Origin of the sequence: Campylobacter sp. GB48, assembly GCF_049221845.1 — a bacterium.
Taxonomy (GTDB): Bacteria; Campylobacterota; Campylobacteria; order Campylobacterales; family Campylobacteraceae; genus Campylobacter_D; species Campylobacter_D lari_C.
In genome coordinates, this window is sequence record NZ_JBMJAR010000007.1 from 1 (window position 1) to 20404 (window position 20404).

The following is a 20404-nucleotide window of genomic DNA, read 5'->3' on the forward strand; positions in this document are numbered from 1 at the left end:
TTCATTGATGGCTTTTGCCATAGCACCTAATTCATCATTAGTCTTAACATCTATCATAGCTGAATCTTTGGTTTTATAGTTGATAAAATCAAAGAAAGAGTTGAGGCCGGTAGTGATAACTGCAATAGGTTTTAAGTTTTTAATAATAGCAAATCTCACTAAAATTAAAGCTACTATAATAGCTATTAATGCAATAATAACTTGCTGGAATAAAACTTTATTAACTGCATCTGTATATACAGATTCATCTGTAATGGAGCATACAACATATTTTGGATTTAAAGCTTGGTTACAAGTTACAACTTGGGTTTTACCCGCTCCATCTTTAGCGTAAAATAAGGATTCTTCTTTATTTGGATCTATTAAATCAGGATCGCTTTTAACAGCATTGGCTATATTAATACTCAGGTCATTTTTAGTAAGCATTCTGTCTTTATCTTCATGAAAAATGATACTACCATCGTTTTTATCATAAACTGCTGCATATGAACTTTGCGAATGACCCATAACAAGCACATCTTTTGAAAATCTCTCCAAATCATAATCTCCACCAACAACAGCTAAAAGTTTTCCATTCACTAAAATTGGAGCTGTATAGGAAACTGTTATAGAACCATCTTCTATACTTTTATAAGGATCAGATACTACAAGCTTTCCTGCTGCTTTAGCTTCTTGATACCATGATCTTGTTCTTGCATCAAAACCTGTTTCTTCTGGACTTCTGATAATTCTATTGGATTGATATAATTTTCCATCATCATTGAATCCAATATATACCACATTAAAGCCAGCAGCTTCTTTTATTGTTTCTAACATATCAAATATTTCTGCAGTATCAACTTTAGGATTTTTTTCTACAAATTTAACAATTGATGAAATTGCTTCTCTTTTTGCACCAGAATATATATTGTAAGCTGAATTTACATCAAACATAGTTTTCTTCTGAATTTCTTCCAAATAATATCTAGTGCTTTCTTTGGATTGATAATAGTTGATTATATTTGCAACTATTAATATAATAGCTATTAGAGAACAAGCTATCATAGTTATTTTATTTGATAAGCTGTTAAATTTAAACATGCGTTTAGACACTCCTTGGTTTTAAATTTTTAAACGTGTATTGTAAAACTAAAAAAATTAAAAAAAAATAAAATTTTTGTTCATTGATATAATATAGGGATATATTTTAGCAATAAAAAAACAAATATTTTTTATTTAAATTTAAGTTTTTATCTGTATAATTTCGACTTATCATTATATTTAAGCGGGAATAGCTCAGGGGTAGAGCACAACCTTGCCAAGGTTGGGGTCGCGAGTTCGAATCTCGTTTCCCGCTCCATTATCACCCGCCCGGGTGGTGGAATTGGTAGACACAAGGGACTTAAAATCCCTCGGAATTTTTCTTCCGTGCCGGTTCAAGTCCGGCCTCGGGCACCACTTTTTGGTAACTCAAGGCGACATAGCCAAGCGGTAAGGCATGGGCCTGCAAAGCCTTGATCTCCGGTTCGAATCCGGATGTCGCCTCCAATGCGATATTAATACTTGATATTTTTATTCTTTCGGGAGATGGCTGAGTGGTCGAAAGCGGCGGTCTTGAAAACCGTTGAGGGTCACACCTCCAGGGGTTCGAATCCCTTTCTCCCGGCCACTTTAACATAATTTTTCATATTTTTGTTTTACATTTAAAAAGATATTTCTTAATTTCTCTAAGAAATTAAGAAAATTATTCTAAGTCTAAAACTCCGCCTTTGCTAGCATTGCTCACAAGTTTTTGATACATTTTAAGCCATCTTGAATTTACTTGTTTATAAGGCATTTTAAAGTTTACTTTGCGTTTGCTAATTTCATCTTGGGTTAAATTTGCATTAATGCTGCAAGTATCCACATCGATTTCTATCTCATCGCCATCTTCTAAAAGCGCTATAAGCCCACCTTCTGCAGCTTCAGGAGAAATGTGACCTATGCTAAGCCCTCTTGTAGCTCCGCTAAAACGACCATCTGTTATAAGTGCAACTTTAGCACCAAGTCCCATACCTGTGAGCAATGAAGTCGGGCTAAGCATTTCTTGCATACCAGGTCCGCCTTTTGGCCCTTCATAGCGTATTACGCATACATCACCTTCTTTAACTTTACCTTTTATAATGCCTTTAATGGCTTCTTCTTGAGAATTAAAACAAACCGCTTTTCCTTTGAATTTACGCTCACCCATAATACCTGCAGTTTTTATCACACAGCCTTGCTCAGCTAAATTCCCAAAAAGTATAGCAAGTCCACCTACATTTGAATAAGCATTGTCTATTTTTCTTATAATATTTTCATCTTTAATGCTAGCAGTTTCAATACGTTCTTTTAAAGTTTTTCCACTAATATCTAGAGTATCAAGTTCTAAAATATGGCCTGGTTTTTTAGCTATTTCAGCCATTACCGCACTTACCCCACCTGCTTTGTGTATATCTTCCATATAAACAGTATTTAAAGATGGAGCAATTTTGGCTATATGAGCTACATTAGCACTGATGTGATTGAGTTCTTTTATATCTAAATTTACACCCGCTTCATAGGCAATAGCAAGCATATGTAAGATAGTATTTGAGCTTCCACCCATAGCCATATCAACAACTAAAGCGTTGTTAATGGACTTTTTAGTAATGATATTACGAATTTTAAAACGCTCATCTAGAGCAATTTCACAAATTCTACGCGCAGCCTTTCTTAAAAGCTCTTCTCTTTCTTTACTAAGTGCTAAAATAGTTCCATTTCCTTCTAGTGCTATACCCATAGCCTCGCATAAAGTATTCATAGAATTTGCGGTAAACATACCCGAGCATGATCCCCCGCTAGGACAAGCTTTGCATTCTATATCTTTTAAATCATTTTCATCGATTTTTTTAGCCTCATAAGCTCCCACTGCTTCAAAAACAGAACTTAGGCTGATTTTTTCTCCGTGTTTATTTACTCCTGCTCTCATAGGCCCACCACTCACAAAAATAGTCGGCACATTAACTCTTAATGCCCCCATGAGCATACCTGGAGTGATTTTGTCGCAATTTGGGATACAAATTAGTGCATCAAGTTGGTGTGCATTCATTACTGTTTCAATAGAGTTTGCGATGATTTCACGACTTGGCAAAGAATAAAGCATACCATCATGCCCCATAGCTATACCATCATCCACACCTATAGTATTAAATTCAAAAGGAATGCAACCATTTTTACGAATTTCATCTTTAATGATTTTTGCATATTCGTTTAAGAAAAAATGTCCTGGAATGATATCTATATAGCTATTTGCCACACCTATAAAAGGCTTGTTAAAATCCTCATCATTTAAACCACATGCTCTAAGTAAAGAGCGATTTGGTGCTTTTAAATGTCCTTTTTTGATCGCGTCACTTCTCATTTGTATCCTTTTTTAAAGTAAAAACTATCATTTTATGCTTTTATTTTGCAATTTTTGCTTAAATTTTTTAAACTTAAATGGTATTTTAAAGAAAATTATTTAAAATGTGCAATTATTTTGATTTAAGGAAAGTAATGCTTTTAACTAATCCAGTATTTATAGGCGTTGTATTGATGACGCTTTTGTGTTTTTTTAGGTTTAATGTTTTGCTTAGTGTTTTGCTTTCTGGGCTTTTTGTAAGTGTTTGGTCTAAATTTATGAATGTAGAGCATTTAACTTTGATGGAGTTTTTTACTCAACTTCCGCAAGCTATGATGGATTCTATGAAAGTTTTAATCGATGGTATGCAAGGAAATTTACAAACAGCACTAAGTTATATTTTACTTGGAGCAGTGGCTGCTGCTATATCAAAAACTAATCTAACGGCATATTTGATCAAAATAGTTTCGCATTATATTTCACATAAAAAATACTTACTTATACTTTCTTTGGCATTTATTGCTTGTTTTTCACAAAATTTAATCCCTATTCACGTGGCTTTTGTGCCTTTATTGATCCCACCTTTGTTAAAGCTTTTTAATAAATTAAAAATAGACCGCAGGGCTATTGCTTGTGCGCTAACTTTTGGACTTACAACTCCTTATATGGTGGTACCTTTGGGATTTGGGCTTATTTTTCAAACTTTGCTTGTGGATAATTTAAATTCAAATGGAGTGCAAATTAGCCTAGGAGAAGTTTCTCAAACTATGGCTTTTGCGGCTATTTGTATGCTAGTTGGTTTGTTTTTGGCTGTGTTTGTATTTTATGCTAAACCAAGAGAATATCAAGAAGAGCAAATTGCCAAAATGGATTTTGAAAATTTAAAAATGAGTAAAAAAGAATGGGGCGTTTTAGCTGGTCTTTTGCTGACTTTGATTTTGCAAATTTTAACGCATAATTTACCTTTATCAGGACTTTTGGGTTTTGTATTGATGGTGGTTTTGGGCGGAGTAGAGTATAACAAAGTTAATCTAGTTTTTGATGATGGGCTTAAAATCATGGGTTATATAGCCTTTGTAATGCTTGTTGCTTCAGGATATGGGGAGGTTTTAAAACAAAGTGGAGGTATAGCTGAGCTTGTAAAAACAAGCGTGCCTTTTATGGAGCAAAGTCACTTTTTAGCTATTTTTATCATGCTAGCTATAGGGCTTTTAATTACCATAGGCATAGGTAGTTCTTTTGGTACTATTCCTATCATCGCTGCTTTGTTTTGTCCTATATGTATAGAACTTGGTTTTTCACCTGCTGCGATTATTTTTATCATCGGTGTTGCTGGAGCTTTAGGCGATGCAGGATCGCCTGCTAGTGAAACGACTTTGGGAGTGAGCGTAGGGCTTAATGCAGATAAGCAAGGTGATCATATCAAAGATACTTGTATACCAACCTTTTTATGCTTTAATGGCTCTTTACTTATCTTAGGTAGTGTTATAGCATTTTGCTTGCTTTAATATTAAAAGTCTAAAAAGGCTTTTAATATTCAAATTCTTCCACATAACCACAATCAATTGTAAGAATTTTCATTTGGAATGATTTTATAAACTCGATTATAGGTTCAACTCCACCATAAGGAAAAGAAACGGGGTAAAAATATAATTTGGCAATATTTTCCTCTATTTTTTCTATGGAGTGAAAATAATACTCTCCATTTCCTATACAATCAAAAATATCATCAAATTCCCAGCAATCTTTGCTTGAGAAATATTCTAATTCTTTTTTGCTATAAAAATTATATATACTTTCATCTGTGTATAAATCTTCTATTTGTAAATTTTCATCTTTTAAAATTTTAATATAATTAAACAACTCACATAATCTTTTAAAAGATTTTTCATCGTTAATGATAAACTTAATAAAACAAAATTTTTCCATTTTAATACATTAGCAAAATTCCGCTTGAGAGTCTGCTTGAAGATTTATTATACTCAATAAGACTCTCACCATAACCATTAAAATACTGAGTGTAAATATACAAGCCATTGTTAGAGATTTTATAAGCTCCGCTTATTTCCACTGCACCGCGGTTATTAGCAAAATTTAAATTATTACGCCATAAGATATTGATAAAATAATCATCTTGAGTATAAGCAAGATTGATATCAAAATTACCCAAATATTTTTCTATATCGGGATTATCATCCTCTGAGCTTTTTTCAGGAATTCTTAGCCAAACCCTAGGTATAAACACAAAGTCCCCAAAAAACCACGCATTGCTTAGATAAATTCTATTCCAAGATCTTGATTTTGGATCATCTTGTCCGTTTGATTCGTGCAACAAACCAACACGTACATTTTTTAAATTTTCAAAAGCTCCATGCCCACTTATAGGAAAATTGATGAAAAATTCAGGCAAATAATTAGTCTCTCTAAAAGGCGATGAATGCTCATAAAGCTGCCACCACGAAATTTGTGTATAAGCTATGTTATAACTCTCATTTAAACCCAAAAGATTTTCAAAAAGAGTTTTTTTAAGACTAATTTGAAATTTAGTTTCAGTGCTTTTATAATCTCTTTTGCTAAAACTATAAGAAACAGGCATAAAATAACTAAGATTATGCGTGCTAATACCAAAAGGATTGTATGATTTTTCTGTGCCAAGGTAATTTGCCAAAGCTTCGCTTCTTGGGTTAAAATCATCTATTTTGCGTTCTTTTGTTGTATTTTGCTCATTATTAAGAGAAAGTTCTAAATTTTTTGTTTTTGCTGTATCTTTTAAAGCTAAGCTTTTATAAATTTGCATAGCTTTTTTGTACTTACCTTGCCTTTCATATTCTAAGGCTTGATTGATTAAATCCTCATTTGCTAAAGCACTAAAAGCACATAGTATGGGTAGAATTGTCCTTTTCATGAAGCCACTTTTTGTATTCGTTTAAATAATTTAAATTTATAAATTCATTTTCATTTTCAAATTCTATAAATTCTGCTTTCATTGTATCACAAAAAAGAGCTAGTTTATGGTTATTTTCTTGTAAAAATTGCAAAGTTTTTTCAAAATTTCTACTATGATAAAATCCACATAAATAATGCTTGTGTTTTTTTGTGCTTGCTAAGAGTATATTTTGTGCTTTTAGATGATGAAAAAGCTTATAAATACTTTCTTTACTTATGCTCGGAGTATCTACACTAAGGATAAATACATAGGTATTTTGAAAATGTTTAAGTATAGAATTTAAGGCAATGAGTGGAGAATAGTTGTTTAAATCCTCATCTAAAATAAGTGCTAAGTTTTTTTGATGAAATTTATCTTTTTTGGTGCTAATAAAAACTTGATTAAAAATTTTTGACATCTTTTCATATTGATAAAGAGTTAAGTTTTTATCATCTACTTGCAATAAGCTTTTATCTTCTCCCATACGTGAAGACTTTCCGCCACATAAAATCACACAAGGATAGGGAATTTTTTCACTCATAAAAACCTCATAAATTCATCAAAATATTTTATAATACATTTATGAAATATACAGATTTAATACAAATAAAAGATTATTTTAAACAATGCCAAAGACTAAATTATCTCAAACGCCTTGATGATAATATCTTAGAGCTTAGCTTAGATCATCAAGCTTTTATACTAGATTTAACACGCGGAAAAAGTGGAATTTACCAAGATAAACTCCAAGCAAAAGTCTATAATGCACCTTTTGATTTTATGTTAAAAAAATATTTTTCTAATGCAAAGATTTTAAATTTAGAAGTATTAGAAAATAATAGAATTTTATCTTTTGAAGTTTTATCAGAAAAATCTTACAAAGCTTATGGGGCTAAGATTTATTTTGAATTTACAGGAAAAAACACTAATGTAATCATCACAGACACTAATGATATTATCATAGAAGCTTTGCGCCATATAGATAAAAGCTACCGTATTGTAAAAATAGGCGAAAAACTCCAAGCTTTAAAAGCTTATGAGATCAAAGAAGAATTTGTAAAGATTGATGATTTTAATGCATATTTTAAAGAAAGTGCTAAAAAGTTACAGCAAGATCGTTTAAAAGACATAAAAGAAAATAAACTTTTAAATGTAGATAAAAAAATCTTTACCCTTAAAGAGAGTATAGAAAATTTAGAACAAGAAAGCAATTTATTAAAAAAAGCTCAAGAATTAAGCCAAAAAGCAGATGTTTTATTTGCTAATTTAAATTCTTTAAAAGATTATCAAAGAGAATTTATTTTGCAAGATTTTAATGCAAATGAACTTGCTTTTAAACTCGAAGATACACCTAAAAACAGTGCGAATGAATTTTATAAAATGGCTAAAAAGCTAAAACAAAAGGCTAAAAATATCAACATAGAAAGAGAAATTTTAAGTGAAAAACTTGATTTTTTAATCAATTTAAAAGATTTAATCACTAAAAGCACTTCTTTGCGAGAATTAGAAGTTTTAATGCCTAAAAAAAGTAAAAAAACCAAAAAAGAAGAGTTGAATACAGGGGTTAGTAGTTTTTATTTTGATGAGTTTAAAATCAGCGTAGGGCGCAATGAAAAAGCTAATGAATACTTGTTAAAAATAGCTAAAAAAGATGATATTTGGTTGCATGTGAAAGATTATCCTAGTGCACATGTGATCATCACTTCAAATAAATTAAAAATAAGTCAATTAGTGCTAGAATTTGCAGCAAAACTTTGTGTGGAATTTTCCAAGCTAAGCTCTGGAGCTTATTTGGTCGATTATACGAGTAAGAATTTTGTTAAGGTTAGAGAAAAGGCTTTTGTAAATTATACAAATTATAAGACTATAAGCATTTTAAAGGAGTGAATATGCCTATAAGTCCCATAGGTGGCGTTAATTATGCTAACCAAAATGCACCGGTACATTCAGCACAAGTAAGCAATGAACTAGCAAAAGATTCTTTTGCAACTTTAGTAAATATGAGTGAGTTTCAAGCAAAAGAAAAGGCAGTTGAAAAACTTGAAAAAGTTAATCAAACCCACGAAGTAAGCGATGAAGTAAAAGAAAGACAAGAGGAAGAAAGGAAACATTCTAAACATCATCAAGAACAAGAACAAGAACAAGAGCAAGAAGATGAAGATGAACAAGAAGAGCAAGAAGTGGTTAAAAAAAGCTCTCACTTGCTTGATTTAAGTATATAGAAAGGATAAAAATGTTTTCAAAGACAAGAATTTTTAGTGCTATTGTGATGATAGCTGTGATAGCTGTTGTTGCTTTAGTGGATAATTTTTTTATTAATTTTGCGATTTTTGGTGTTTTATTGTTTTTGGCATTTAATGAAGCAAAAGCTATGTTTAAAAGCAAACATGCAAGTGCTTTTGTGGCTTTGTGTATTTTTGCAATAGGAGCATTTTTAGATAAACCTTTCTTTATAGGACTTATGGCTTTGATTTTGATTTTGGGATATTTAGTTTATAAAAAAAGTGAAAATTTAAATGAACTTATGCCTTATATATATCCTACTTTGCCTATTTTAATGCTCTATCAAGTATTAAGCTATGAGGGTATGTTTGTATTGTTTTGGCTTATAGCGATTGTCGTTGCTTGCGATAGTGGGGCGTATTTTATAGGAAAACTCATTGGTGAGAGAGCTTTTTCTCCAACAAGCCCAAATAAAACCTTAGAAGGGGTTGTTGGTGGCATAGTTTGTGCAGGGATTTTAGGAACTATCATAGGCTCTTTTGAATTTAGCTTGGTAAAAAGTATTTATATATCTTTAATAGTAGCTATTTTTGCTGTGATAGGGGATTTACTTGAGAGTTATTTTAAAAGACAAGCAGGCATTAAAGATAGCGGTAATTTAATCCCAGGGCATGGGGGAGTTTTAGATAGAATTGATGCTGTTATCATTGCAGCATTTGCAATGGCAACTTTAGTATGATTGTACTTGGAAGCACGGGAAGTATAGGGGTTAATACTCTTTTTATTGCTAAAGAAAAAAACATAAGCATAGAAGCTTTATCTTGTGGTAAAAATATCAAGCTTTTAAATGAGCAAATAGCTCTTTTTAAACCTAAATTTGTATGTATCCAAGATGAAAAAGATAAAACCTTGGTTGATCATGATAAGATTTTTTGTGGCCAAGAGGGCTTAAAAGCGATGATAGCTGAGTGTAAAAGCTCTTTGGTGATAAATGCTATAGTAGGTTTTGCAGGGTTAAACTCAAGTCTTATGGCGCAAAAGCTTGGTAAAACTTTAGCCTTGGCAAATAAAGAAAGCCTAGTAGTAGCAGGGAAATTTTTTGACACTTCCAAAATTAAAGCCATAGATAGCGAACATGCAGCACTAAAGTGCTTGATAGATAAAAGAAAAAACATTAAAAAGCTTTTCATCACAGCAAGTGGCGGGGCCTTTTATAATTATAAAATCAAAGATTTAAAAAATGTCAGTGTAAAAGAAGCTCTCAAGCATCCTAACTGGAGTATGGGAGCTAAGATCACTATAGATAGTGCTAGTATGTGCAATAAGCTTTTTGAAATCATCGAAGCTTATCATCTTTATGGTATTAAGCAAATAGATGCTTTGATAGAAAGAAAATCTTTAGTGCATGCTTTGTGTGAGTTTAAAGACGGTGGTATAAGTGCGTATTTTTCTCATGCAAATATGCGTTTGTCTATAGCTCAAGCGATTTTAGATGAGCATGATCAAAGCTTTATAGAAAATTTGGATTTGCTAGCTATGCCGAGTTTAAAATTTGAAAAAATTAGTTTAAAAAAATATCCTATATTTTCACTCAAAGATGAGCTTTTGAAAGAGCCTGACTTGGGTGTGATTATAAATAGTGCAAATGAATATATGGTGTATAAATTTTTAGCTCAAAAAGTGCAGTTTTTAGACATAGCTAAAGGAATTTTTAAAGCATTAGATCATTTTGGTGTACCAAAGATTAACCAAATTGAAGATGTTTTTGAGTATGATAAACAAGTAAGGCTTTATTTAGATAAGGAAATGAAGTGAGATATTTTTTAAGTATTTTGATTTTTATAAATGCAGTTTTTGCTTTAGAATTTAGTGTGAAAGAAAATGGAAAAAGCTTAGATGATAACAACACAGTTTTAATCCTTGGAGGCATACAAGGAGATGAACCAGGTGGGTTTCATGCTGCTAGTTTGCTTTTGAGTGATTATAATATCACTAAAGGTAAAATTATTGTCGCGCCAAATTTAGCCTTTGAAAGTATTATTGCTAGAAATAGAGGAAATTTTGGAGATTTAAATAGAAAATTTGCTCATATAGATGAAAGCGATCCTGATTTTCACACTATAGAGCGTATAAAAAAGCTTATTTTGGATCCTGAGGTAAATATGGTTATAAATTTACACGATGGAAGCGGTTTTTATAGACCTCAATATGAAAGTAAAGATAAAAATCCAAACCGCTGGGGTAATACCAGTATTATTGATCAAAGTGAGGTAAATTCTACAAAATATGCAGACTTAGAAAGTATAGCCAAGGAAGCAGTGGAAAATATCAATAAAGCTTTGGTAAAAGAAGAACATCAATATCATTTAAAGAACACCAAAACACAGGAAAATAATGATAAAGATATGTTAAAAGCTTTGACTTATTTTGTAATATCCAATCATAAAGCAGCTTTTGCAAATGAGGCAAGCAAAAATTTACCAACCCATTTAAGAGTATATTATCATCTTTTGGCGGTGGAGTATTATCTAAAAAAGGCAAATATAGAATTTCAAAGAACTTTTGAGCTAACTCCAAATGGGGTTTATAGAGCTATTGAAAAGCCTTTAGAAGTAAGACTTTTTAATGATAAAATTTTACTTTATCTTGACAAGCCTACTAATGCTATAAATTTCTTGCCTTTCCCTGTTAATCAAGCTTTAAATTATGAAGCAAGCAATGAAATTACAGCAGTGATTTCAAATGCTAATTCATACTCAGTCAATTACGGCAATCGCCTGCAAACTAGACTATACCCTGAATACTTTGAATTTTCAAATGCCCTAGATAGTGTTGAAATGATAGTGGATGGAAAAAACATACAAACTAGCTTTGCTCAAAAAATCATGGTAAAAGATAGTTTTAAAATTCCTTCTATTGTAGGTGTAAGAGTTAATGTCATAGGTTTTGATAGGGGTAATGATGAAAGTGGTATAGAGATAAGTAAAAGTCAAATGCAAAGCCGTTATTCTTTAGATAAAAAAAGAAAAATTTATAGAGTGGAATTTTATGAGTTAAAAAATGCAAATTTGGCAGATCAAGCCTTAGAAAAAAAGACAAATTTTAAAGAAATCAAAAAAGCAAACATACCTGCAAAAGCCATAGAAAAAGCAGAGCAAAAAGACAAATTTATTGGTATGATTTTAGTGGAATTTCAATGAAAAGCTTAATCCTTGCCATAGAAAGCTCTTGTGATGATAGTTCTATTGCCATCATAGATAAAAGTAGTTTTGAATGCATTTTTCATACAAAGATTTCTCAAGAAAATGCTCATAGCGTTTATGGTGGGGTGGTGCCTGAGCTTGCAGCAAGATTACACAGCGAAGCTTTACCTAAAATCTTAGAAAAATGCCAAAAATACTTTGATAAGCTTTGTGCTATAGCAGTTACAAATGAACCTGGTCTTAGTGTGAGTTTAATAGGCGGGGTTGCTATGGCTAAAATGCTTGCCATTAGTTTAAATTTACCACTCATAGCGATTAATCACTTAAAAGGACATATCTACTCTATGTTTTTAGATAAAAAAGCTAGTTTTGATATGGGTGTGTTACTTGTAAGTGGTGGGCATACTATGGTGCTTTTTATCGATGAGCAAGGTAAAATCACAGAACTAGCAAGAACAACTGATGATAGCTTTGGAGAAAGCTTTGATAAAGTAGCTAAGATGATGGAGCTTGGTTATCCTGGTGGGGCCATCATAGAAAATTTAGCTAAAAATGTAAAAGAAAGTGATTTAGAATTTAGCATACCTTTGCTCCATTCTAAAGACTTAGCTTATAGTTTTTCAGGACTTAAAAACCAAGTGCGTTTGGAAATTTTAAAAGAAGAGTTAAGCTTAGAGCGTAAAAGTAAAATCGCCTTTGCATTTCAAAAAGCAGCCATAGCGCATATTTTAAACAAGTTAGAAAAAATTTTTAAAGAGTATAAATTTAAACGTTTTGGCATAGTAGGTGGAGCTAGTGCAAATTTAAGCTTAAGAAGTCAAATAGAGCATTTATGCCAAAGCTATCAATGTGAGCTTTTGCTAGCTCCACTTGAGTATTGCTCAGACAATGCTTTGATGATAGCAAGAGCAGCTTGCGAAGCTTATGAGCGTAAAGAATTTGTAAGTATTGAAGATGATCTTATAAGCCCTAAGGTAAAAAACTTACAAGGCGTGTTATGAAAAAAGCTTTTACTATTATAGAACTTGTGTTTGTTGTGATTATACTTGGGGTTTTAGCTGCGGTTGCTTTGCCAAAATTTAGCGCAAGTAAAGATGAAGCAAACACAGCTCAAGCTTTAGGAAATTTAAAAATTTTTATCAATGATGTAAGTTCTTATGTGTTAAAAAATGAAAGTCTTTCCAGTATAGCTTTGATGAGTAATGTAGCAAATATAAAAAATGAAGATTTATCAAATTTGCAAAATTTCACCAAAGAACTTGATTTTAGTGTAGGAAATGATGAGCAGTGTTTTAAAGTGCTTTTTGTAGATAAAGAAAGTGTTTTACTTTTGGCATTTATAGTTGATAGTACCCAAAAAAGCAAAGCCCAAAATATAGCAGATTTAAAAAATCAAACTTTGAAAGATCCTAAAAATCAAAGTATAAAAACTCAACTAGATGAGGCTTTAAATGCTTTTAGTCAAAGTGAATTTACAAGTACTTCAAAGTCTAAGGCTTGTCAAAGTCTAATCCGCTCTAAAGCTTTTAAAGACTTAGCTACTAGGGTGTATTTTTTAAGTGGTAACTAAAGTTGCAATTTATATTTATTCTTTTTAAAGAAAATAAACTTAAAATCATTCTTTTTTTGCTTTTTAGTATTTTTACAAGCTTACTAGGTGTATTGACTTTAGTTTTTATTAATGAGTTTTTATTAAAAACCAGTCTTGAAAACTCAAATATTATCGTGTATTTTGTGCTTTTATTGCTTGTATTTTTTGCGAGTTCTTCTTTTGTAGAAATTGCTCTAAGCTCGTTTGGGCAAAGCTTTATTTTTAAAATGCAAAGAAGGGTTGTAAAACAAATTTTAGATACAAGTGTTTTGAGTATTTTAAACACCACCAAAGCAAAGATTTTAGCTTCTTTAAATAATGATGTGCGTAGTATTTCTTTTGGGCTTTTAAGGCTTCCTGAATTTATACAATCAAGTGTTTTGATTATTTGTGTAAGTGCTTATATAGCTTATCTTTCTTTGGAAATTTTCTTTTTATGTTTAGCGTGGATAGTGTGTGTTTTTTTGGTGGATAATTTTTTGATGAGCAAGGTGTATTTTTATTTTAAAAATGCTAGAGAAAATGATGATGCTTTGCAAAAAAACTATCAAAATATTTTACAAGGACATAAAGAATTAACCTTAAATCCTTTAAGAGCAAAGTATTATTATGAAAATGAGTTTGAAAAAAATGCCCTAAAAAAGAAAAAAAGTTCCACTATGGGAAATATCTTGCATATTTTATCTAATAACTGGAGTAATAGTGCTATGCTAGCTTTAGTAGGAGTGGAGTTTTATATAGCTTTAAGCTATGAACTTGCTAGTTTGCAAAGTGCTACGACTATTGCTTTAAGTGTGCTTTTTTTAAGAGCGCCACTTGGAGCTATGATAGGGAGTTTTCCTACACTTATGATGGCAAAAATCGCTTTAGATAAAATTTCAAATTTAAATTTAGAAAATTATTCTCATGAGTTTAAACTCAGTCAAAATAAAAAAACTTGGCAAAAACTTTCTTTTAAAGATGTATCTTTTGCATACAATGAAAAATTTACACTAAAACCTGTAAATTTTGAGCTTAAAAAAGGCGAATGTGTATTTTTAATAGGTAAAAATGGTAGCGGTAAATCTACTTTTTCTATGATTTTAGCAGGGCTTTTTACAGACTTTAAAGGAAATATTTTTTTAGATGATGAAAAAATAACTTCAGAAAATATTTATGAGTATAGAAGTTTAATTAGTGCGATTTTTAGTGATTTCCATTTGTTTGAGCATGTTTTAGAAGATGAGAAATTTAGCAAAGAGGACTTGGTATATTGGCTTGAAATTTTAGAGCTAAATGAAAAAGTAGAGCTTGTAGAAAATACTTTTAGCACTATAAAGCTCTCAGCTGGACAAAAAAAGCGTCTAGCTATGCTTAATGCTTTGCTTGAAAAAAGAGATATTTTGATTTTAGATGAGTGGGCTGCCGATCAAGATCCTATGTTTAGAAAGTTTTTTTATACTAAACTTTTGCCACTTTTAAAGCAAAAAGGTATTACTATATTTGCTATAACTCATGATGATGTGTATTTTGATATGGCTGATAGAATTTTACTCGCACAAAATGGTCAAATTTGTGAATTAAAAGGCGATATAAAAGAATTAGCAAAAAATGCGGTAGAAAAATTTTAAAGGAAAAAAATGAAAAAATTACTCATTTTATGTGTATTTTTAGGAGTAAACTTGATGGCAAAATCTTTTGAGCTCGTAAAAGAGCCTGTGTTAACTACACAAATGGTTGAAGGGATTTTGGAGCTTGCAAAGAAAGAAGCAAGAAAAAATGGCTTTCATGTAAGCATTACCATAGTAGATAAATCTGGTCAAATTTTAGCAGTTTTAAGAGATGATAAAGCGGGTGTGCATACGCTTAATGCTAGTTATAAAAAAGCTTACACGGCTACTTCACAAAAAAGAGAAACAGCGATTATTTTTAAAGGTGTAAAAGAGGGTAAAATACCTGAAGATATTCGTTATTTAGATGATAAGTTTTCCATTATGCCTGGTGGGGTGCCGATTTTTATAGATGGAGTTGTTGTTGGTGGTATAGGTGTGGGTGGAGCACACTTAGATGAGGATGTAAAAATAGCTAAAGCAGGGATAGCGTTTTTAAAATAGGCTTTGAAAATCAAAGCCTATGATTACTTAGCTTTTGCATAAATTTCTTTTTCAATGTCTATGTAAAATTGTGCGATAGCTTTGTAAGCTTCTTCCCAAGCTTTTAGTGTAGTTTCATCTGCATTTAATACTACTTTAATAGCCTTTAAAAGACAAGCACCTACTATAGGGTAATGTTCTTCTTTGACATTTAATTTTGTATGAGTGATAGCTACTTTATCAACAAAGCTTCTCATATTTTCTAAATTTTCTACATTTTTTGCTGCCATTAAAATAGCCATTGCTAAAGCTTTTGGTTGCTCGCCTGAAGCTTGTTTTTCCATATTAAACATAGGTTTTACTTCAGGATATTCTTCAAACATGATTTTATAAAATTCTTTAGTTAAAACTTCACCATTTTTTTGTAAAACCGGCACACAATCTTTGATGATTTGAATTTGTTCTTGTGTCATTTTTTCTCCTTTGTATATTGTATTTTTGATGATTATATAAAAATGAGAGAAAAAATATCTTGATTTATGTTAATTTTGTATCATTTTATTTTAAAATGATTATGTGTATCAATTTAAGTAAATATAAAGTGAATTATTAATATAATAATCCTTATCAATTTCAAAATTTAAATTAAGGAAATTTATAAAATGAAAGCAAAAGTAGTTTTACTATCTTTACTAGCTGCTATGAGTTTAAGTGCTCAAGAGCTTACGATTTATTCTCATCGTCATTATGATAGCGATAAAGGAATTTTCAAATTATTTCAAGAAAAAACAGGCATTAGTGTAAATGTGGTGCAAGCTAAGGCTAATGAACTTGCTAAAAGATTGGAAGTTGAAGGTAAAAATTCAAAAGCAGATTTATTTATGACTGCTGATGCGGGAAATTTAGAACAAGTTCGCACAAATAATCTTTTTGTTTCAGTGAGTTCTCCTGAGTTAGAAAAACTTTCTCCAAAAGAATTAAGAGGTAAAAACAACGAATGGTATGCTTTTACAACAAGAGCAAGAATTATCGTTGCTTCTAAAGATAGAGTTAAAGATGGAGAGATTAAAACTTATGAAGATTTAACTGACCCTAAATTTAAAGGTAAAGTTTTAGTAAGAAGTTCAAATAATGTTTATAATATTTCTTTGTTAAGTGCAATGATTGATACTTTGGGTAAAGAAAAAGCAAAAGAATGGGCTCAAGGCATAGCAAATAATCTTGCACGTACTCCAAAAGGCGCAGATCGTGATCAAATTCGTGCAGTTTATGCCAAAGAAGGTGATGTAGCTATATCAAATAGCTATTATCTAGGACACTTAGCAAATTCAAAAAATCCTAAAGATGTTGAAGCTGCAAATTCAGTAAAAGTGATTTTTCCAAACCAAGATGATAGAGGAACGCATATTAACGTAAGTGGTATAGGTGTTTTAAAAACTTCTAAAAATAAAGAAGCTGCGGTTAAATTTATCGAGTTTATGCTTTCAAAAGAAGCACAAGAAATTTTAACAAACCAAAATTATGAGTATCCGGTAAACAAAGAAGTAAAACCTGCTAAAATTTTACAATCATGGGGTGAGTTTAAAATCGAAAAACCAAATTTTGAAGCTTACTGGGGTAATGCTAAAGAAGCTTTAATGATTTTTGATGAAGTTCAATGGAAATAATTTTAAGGAAAAATAAAATTTGAAATTTTTAAGTCTAAGGTGGTCTTTTGCCACCTTTTTTTTCTGTAGTTTAATCATACTGCCTATACTTGCTATTATCTTGCACCTTCCTTTTATAGATATTAATACCTTAAAACATTTGAGTAAAAATGTCTTGCCACGATATATTTTTGGTAGTGCTTTTATATTGTTTGGGACTTTAGTATTGTGTTTGATTATAGGTTTAGTTAGTGCTTATTTGATAGCTTTTTATAAATTTTTTGGCTCGAAATTTTTTGAATGGTTTTTGATTTTACCTTTGGCAATACCTTCTTATGTGATGGGTTTTGTTTGGATTGATTTGTTTGAATTTCAAGGCTTAATCCCTACTTTTTTAGGTGTTGATAGGCGTATAGATATCATGAATGCTTATGGGGTGATTGTGATTTTATCTTTTGCACTTTATCCTTATGTGTATTTTTTTGCTAAAAATACCTTTGCTTATGGACTTGGAAATATCATTTTAAGTGCTAAAACACTGAAAGCTTCTAATTTAAAAACATTTTTTAAAGTGATTTTGCCATTTTGTCGTGTGGGTATAGTGGGTGCTTTGCTGTTGGTGGCTATGGAAGTTTTGAGTGATTATGGTTTGGTGGCGTATTTTGGTGTAGATACTTTTAGTGCAGGAATTTTTAGAACATGGGGAAGTGGTGGTGATGAAGTCAGCGCTGTGGCTTTGAGCGTAGCTTTGCTTGTGTTTATCGCACTTTTAATGCTTTTAGAAAAAATTCAAAGAGGTAAAAAAGGCTTTAATCAAAATGTGTTTTTGCCTACTCCAAAAGATGAGTTAAAAGGCTTTAAGGCATTTCTAGCCTTTTTATGGTGCTTTTTAGTGGCATTTTTAGCTTTTGTCGTGCCTATTATATGGCTTGTTTATTGGACTGGGTTTGATTTTATACAAAATTTAAGCAATGTCTTAACACCTGCATTTTATAGCCTTAGCGTGGCTTTGGCGAGTTCTTTTACTATTGTGGGAGTGGCATTTTATTTGTGTTTTGTGGTGCGTTTAAATGATACAAAAGCTTCTAAAGCCATCCTTTGGCTTACGACTTTGGGGTATTCTTTACCTGGAGCTGTGGTGGCTGTAGGAATTTTAGTGATTTTGGGTGTGTTAAATTATATTTTTGATCTTTTGTCTTTTGAATATGCCATAGGTGGTGGATTTTTAGTGTTGTTTTTTGGGTATTTTGTGAGATTTTTAGCTTCAGGGATTTTTGCAACTCAATCAGGCTATGAGCGAATTTCTAAAAACATAGACTATGCAAATTTAACCTTAAAATCAAAACCACTTAAAATTTTCACTCAAATTCATTTTCCTTTGATGAAGCATTATTTGGCTTTGGCTGTGGTGATTATTTGTGTGGATATTTTAAAAGAATTGCCTATTTCGACTATACTTTCACCTTCAGGCTTTCAAACGCTTTCATCGCTTGTGTTTGCTTATAGTGAAAATGAGTTAATTTACAATGTTTCTTTGCCATCTTTGATTATAGTGTTATTTGGGATTATCCCTACATTTTTAATGCATTATTTGCAAAATAAAAACAATCAAAAAGGACAATAATGGAAATCTTAAAAATTGACAATCTTTACAAATCTTTTGGAAAAACAGAGGTTTTAAAAGGAATTTCTTTGAGTTTAAGAGAAGGTGAGATTGTCAGTATTTTGGGAGAAAGTGGCTGTGGTAAGAGTTCTTTGCTTGGTTGTATAGCAGGTTTTTTTGAAATCAATGATGGTAGCATTTATATAGGGGATAAACTAGTTGCTTCTAAGAATGTGTATTTAGCCCCACAAGAGCGTGATGTGGGAGTTTTGTTTCAAGACTATGCTTTGTTTCCGCACTTAAATGTAGAAGAAAATATATGTTTTGGTATAAGCTCTTTAAGTAAAAACGAGCAAAAACAAAGACTTGATGAAGTTTTAGAAATTTTAAATTTAAAGACACTTTTAAAGCGCTATCCAAATGAACTAAGTGGCGGGCAAGCCCAAAGAGTAGCACTAGCAAGAACCATAGTCGCAAGGCCAAAAATCATACTTTTTGATGAGCCTTTTTCAAATTTAAATCACACTTTAAGCGTTAAAATGCGCAAAGAAATCAAAAATATCTTAAAAGAGCATAAGCTTAGTGCTATTTTTGTCACACATGATAAAGACGATGCTTTTTATTTATCAGATAATATCGCTTTGATTAAGGATGGGAAAATTTTAGACTATGGAAGCGCTAAAGAGCTTTTTTACAAGCCTAAAAATATAGATAGTGCTTGCTTTTTGGGCGAGGCATTTCTTATAGATCCAAATACAATTTTAGATGAGAAATTCAAAGCATATTTACAAAGTAAAAATGGCATTTTACGCCCTAATGATATACAAATTTCAACTTCACAAACCCCTTTAAAAGCCAATGTTTTAGAATGCGTATTTTATGGGGATTTTTATGAGTTAAGCGTGAGTTTGGAAAGACATATTTTTAGCATTTATCATCATAAAGAGCTTAGTAAAAATGATGAGGTTTATCTTAAGTTAAGTGATATAGAAAGTTTTTAATTTGCTAAAATTATAATGAGTATGCGAAAATAAAAGTTCTAGTAATTGGAATAATATCAAATTATATTTGCTATTTTATAATGTTTCCATTAGTATCTACAAAGCCCCATTTTCCATTTAGCTGAACTATTGCGGCTTTATTATAAAAACTCTCTACTTCATCAAATATAGGGTTTATAACAATATTTCCACTTTTGTCTATAAACCCAAATTTTTCGTTTAATTTTATCTTTGCGAGGCCTTCGCTAAAACTCTCTACTTCATCAAATATAGGATTTATAACAATTTCCCCTTTATTGTTTATAAACCCCCATTTTTCATTTAGTTTTATATCTGCAAGTCCTTCGTTAAAATTTCCCGCATAATCAAATTTAGGTTTTATTATAAATTCTCCATTTGTGTCAATAAAGCCCCATTTGTCGTTTATTAAAACCGATATCAAATTTTCGTAAAAACCATTCGTATCGTCAAATTTTGGTTCAGTTATAATTTTTCCGTTTTTGTCAGCGAAACCGTACTTATTACCTATTTGAATAGTTATAAAATTTTCATTAAGGTGACTAATATAGTCATATATTGGGTTTATTATAAAATCTCCATTTTTATTTATTAAGCCCCACTTGCCATTGAGTTTTACTGTTGCTATATCATTGTGAAAAAATAAAACTTCATCAAAAATCGGCCACATCATTTTTTTACCATTTATATTTACAAAACCTTGGTTGTTGTTTAATTTAATCATGGTAGAACCTCGTATTTA

At 31.2% G+C, this 20404-nt stretch carries 20 protein-coding genes and 4 tRNA genes; 17 read left to right on the forward strand and 7 right to left on the reverse strand.

Annotation, left to right across the window (positions count from 1 at the left end; all coding sequences use genetic code 11):
* A partial coding sequence (locus tag ACOTVC_RS04985) for a cache domain-containing protein (protein WP_421627864.1) occupies positions 1 to 1080 on the reverse strand: 1080 nt, incomplete at its 3' end.
* Between the two features lie 184 nt (positions 1081 to 1264).
* Here ACOTVC_RS04985 and ACOTVC_RS04990 point away from each other — a divergent pair.
* The 4 genes from ACOTVC_RS04990 (at position 1265) to ACOTVC_RS05005 (ending at position 1648) form a co-directional block, all read left to right on the forward strand.
* A tRNA-Gly gene (locus ACOTVC_RS04990) sits at positions 1265 to 1339 on the forward strand.
* Between the two features lie 9 nt (positions 1340 to 1348).
* Positions 1349 to 1437: transfer RNA gene (locus tag ACOTVC_RS04995), tRNA-Leu, on the forward strand.
* Between the two features lie 16 nt (positions 1438 to 1453).
* Positions 1454 to 1527, forward strand: a tRNA-Cys gene (locus ACOTVC_RS05000).
* Between the two features lie 33 nt (positions 1528 to 1560).
* A tRNA-Ser gene (locus tag ACOTVC_RS05005) sits at positions 1561 to 1648 on the forward strand.
* A 75-nt stretch (positions 1649 to 1723) separates the two neighbouring features.
* Here ACOTVC_RS05005 and ilvD read toward each other — a convergent pair.
* Positions 1724 to 3400 carry a dihydroxy-acid dehydratase gene (ilvD, locus tag ACOTVC_RS05010; protein WP_421627866.1) on the reverse strand — a complete coding sequence of 559 codons (1677 nt, stop codon included), beginning with the start codon at positions 3398 to 3400 and terminating at the stop codon, positions 1724 to 1726.
* 134 nt (positions 3401 to 3534) lie between these two features.
* On the opposite strand from ilvD, the gene ACOTVC_RS05015 reads away from it, so the two are divergent.
* Positions 3535 to 4887, forward strand: a complete 1353-nt coding sequence (locus ACOTVC_RS05015; protein ID WP_421627867.1) for a Na+/H+ antiporter NhaC family protein — start codon at positions 3535 to 3537, stop codon at positions 4885 to 4887.
* 22 nt (positions 4888 to 4909) lie between these two features.
* Here the strand turns inward: ACOTVC_RS05015 and ACOTVC_RS05020 are convergent, their stop codons facing one another.
* From ACOTVC_RS05020 to ACOTVC_RS05030, 3 genes are read right to left on the reverse strand one after another with little or no spacing between them, the layout of a single operon-like run.
* Positions 4910 to 5308 (reverse strand): hypothetical protein, encoded by a 399-nt coding sequence (locus tag ACOTVC_RS05020; RefSeq protein WP_039619457.1) that lies wholly within the window; start codon positions 5306 to 5308, stop codon positions 4910 to 4912.
* 1 nt (position 5309) lies between these two features.
* A complete protein-coding gene (locus tag ACOTVC_RS05025) occupies positions 5310 to 6284 on the reverse strand; it encodes a phospholipase A (protein ID WP_047208707.1) in 975 nt (324 codons plus the stop codon).
* Positions 6247 to 6846, reverse strand: a complete 600-nt coding sequence (locus ACOTVC_RS05030) for a molybdenum cofactor guanylyltransferase (RefSeq protein WP_047208706.1) — start codon at positions 6844 to 6846, stop codon at positions 6247 to 6249. Before ACOTVC_RS05030 ends, ACOTVC_RS05025 begins: the two co-directional genes overlap by 38 nt.
* Before the next feature lie 41 nt (positions 6847 to 6887).
* Here ACOTVC_RS05030 and ACOTVC_RS05035 point away from each other — a divergent pair, with 41 nt between their 5' ends.
* The 9 genes from ACOTVC_RS05035 to ACOTVC_RS05075 are packed head-to-tail and all read left to right on the forward strand — an operon-like array spanning position 6888 to position 15415.
* Positions 6888 to 8192, forward strand: a complete 1305-nt coding sequence (locus ACOTVC_RS05035) for an NFACT RNA binding domain-containing protein (RefSeq protein ID WP_421627869.1) — start codon at positions 6888 to 6890, stop codon at positions 8190 to 8192.
* A gap of 2 nt (positions 8193 to 8194) precedes the next feature.
* A complete protein-coding gene (locus ACOTVC_RS05040) occupies positions 8195 to 8527 on the forward strand; it encodes a hypothetical protein (RefSeq protein ID WP_421627870.1) in 333 nt (110 codons plus the stop codon).
* A gap of 11 nt (positions 8528 to 8538) precedes the next feature.
* A complete protein-coding gene (locus ACOTVC_RS05045) occupies positions 8539 to 9267 on the forward strand; it encodes a phosphatidate cytidylyltransferase (RefSeq protein ID WP_214116402.1) in 729 nt (242 codons plus the stop codon).
* Positions 9264 to 10343: a 1-deoxy-D-xylulose-5-phosphate reductoisomerase gene (gene dxr / locus ACOTVC_RS05050; protein WP_214116400.1), complete on the forward strand. Its 1080-nt coding sequence runs from the start codon at positions 9264 to 9266 to the stop codon at positions 10341 to 10343. Before ACOTVC_RS05045 ends, dxr begins: the two co-directional genes overlap by 4 nt.
* Complete coding sequence (locus ACOTVC_RS05055; protein ID WP_214099437.1) at positions 10340 to 11728, forward strand: M99 family carboxypeptidase catalytic domain-containing protein; 1389 nt, start codon at positions 10340 to 10342, stop codon at positions 11726 to 11728. The genes dxr and ACOTVC_RS05055 overlap by 4 nt, the downstream gene beginning before the upstream one ends.
* Positions 11725 to 12732, forward strand: a complete 1008-nt coding sequence (gene tsaD / locus ACOTVC_RS05060) for a tRNA (adenosine(37)-N6)-threonylcarbamoyltransferase complex transferase subunit TsaD (RefSeq protein WP_039642452.1) — start codon at positions 11725 to 11727, stop codon at positions 12730 to 12732. The genes ACOTVC_RS05055 and tsaD overlap by 4 nt, the downstream gene beginning before the upstream one ends.
* Positions 12729 to 13301 carry a type II secretion system protein gene (locus ACOTVC_RS05065; protein WP_214115156.1) on the forward strand — a complete coding sequence of 191 codons (573 nt, stop codon included), beginning with the start codon at positions 12729 to 12731 and terminating at the stop codon, positions 13299 to 13301. Before tsaD ends, ACOTVC_RS05065 begins: the two co-directional genes overlap by 4 nt.
* A gap of 2 nt (positions 13302 to 13303) precedes the next feature.
* Entirely contained in the window at positions 13304 to 14932 is a 1629-nt protein-coding gene (locus ACOTVC_RS05070) for a multidrug ABC transporter permease/ATP-binding protein (RefSeq protein WP_421627873.1), read from the forward strand.
* A 9-nt stretch (positions 14933 to 14941) separates the two neighbouring features.
* Positions 14942 to 15415, forward strand: a complete 474-nt coding sequence (locus ACOTVC_RS05075) for a GlcG/HbpS family heme-binding protein (protein ID WP_214115154.1) — start codon at positions 14942 to 14944, stop codon at positions 15413 to 15415.
* 23 nt (positions 15416 to 15438) lie between these two features.
* Here ACOTVC_RS05075 and cgb read toward each other — a convergent pair whose 3' ends face one another.
* Positions 15439 to 15867: a single-domain globin Cgb gene (gene cgb / locus ACOTVC_RS05080; RefSeq protein ID WP_039619438.1), complete on the reverse strand. Its 429-nt coding sequence runs from the start codon at positions 15865 to 15867 to the stop codon at positions 15439 to 15441.
* Positions 15868 to 16056: 189 nt separating this feature from the next.
* Here cgb and ACOTVC_RS05085 point away from each other — a divergent pair, with 189 nt between their 5' ends.
* From ACOTVC_RS05085 to ACOTVC_RS05095, 3 genes are read left to right on the forward strand one after another with little or no spacing between them, the layout of a single operon-like run.
* Positions 16057 to 17061: a Fe(3+) ABC transporter substrate-binding protein gene (locus ACOTVC_RS05085; protein ID WP_039619437.1), complete on the forward strand. Its 1005-nt coding sequence runs from the start codon at positions 16057 to 16059 to the stop codon at positions 17059 to 17061.
* Between the two features lie 19 nt (positions 17062 to 17080).
* Positions 17081 to 18664: an ABC transporter permease gene (locus tag ACOTVC_RS05090; protein WP_421627876.1), complete on the forward strand. Its 1584-nt coding sequence runs from the start codon at positions 17081 to 17083 to the stop codon at positions 18662 to 18664.
* Positions 18664 to 19644, forward strand: coding sequence for an ABC transporter ATP-binding protein (locus tag ACOTVC_RS05095; protein ID WP_421627877.1), 981 nt, complete (start codon positions 18664 to 18666; stop codon positions 19642 to 19644). The genes ACOTVC_RS05090 and ACOTVC_RS05095 overlap by 1 nt, the downstream gene beginning before the upstream one ends.
* 70 nt (positions 19645 to 19714) lie before the next feature.
* On the opposite strand, the gene ACOTVC_RS05100 is transcribed toward ACOTVC_RS05095, so the two are convergent.
* Positions 19715 to 20386: a WG repeat-containing protein gene (locus ACOTVC_RS05100; RefSeq protein WP_263662116.1), complete on the reverse strand. Its 672-nt coding sequence runs from the start codon at positions 20384 to 20386 to the stop codon at positions 19715 to 19717.
* Positions 20387 to 20404: the final 18 nt, after the last annotated feature.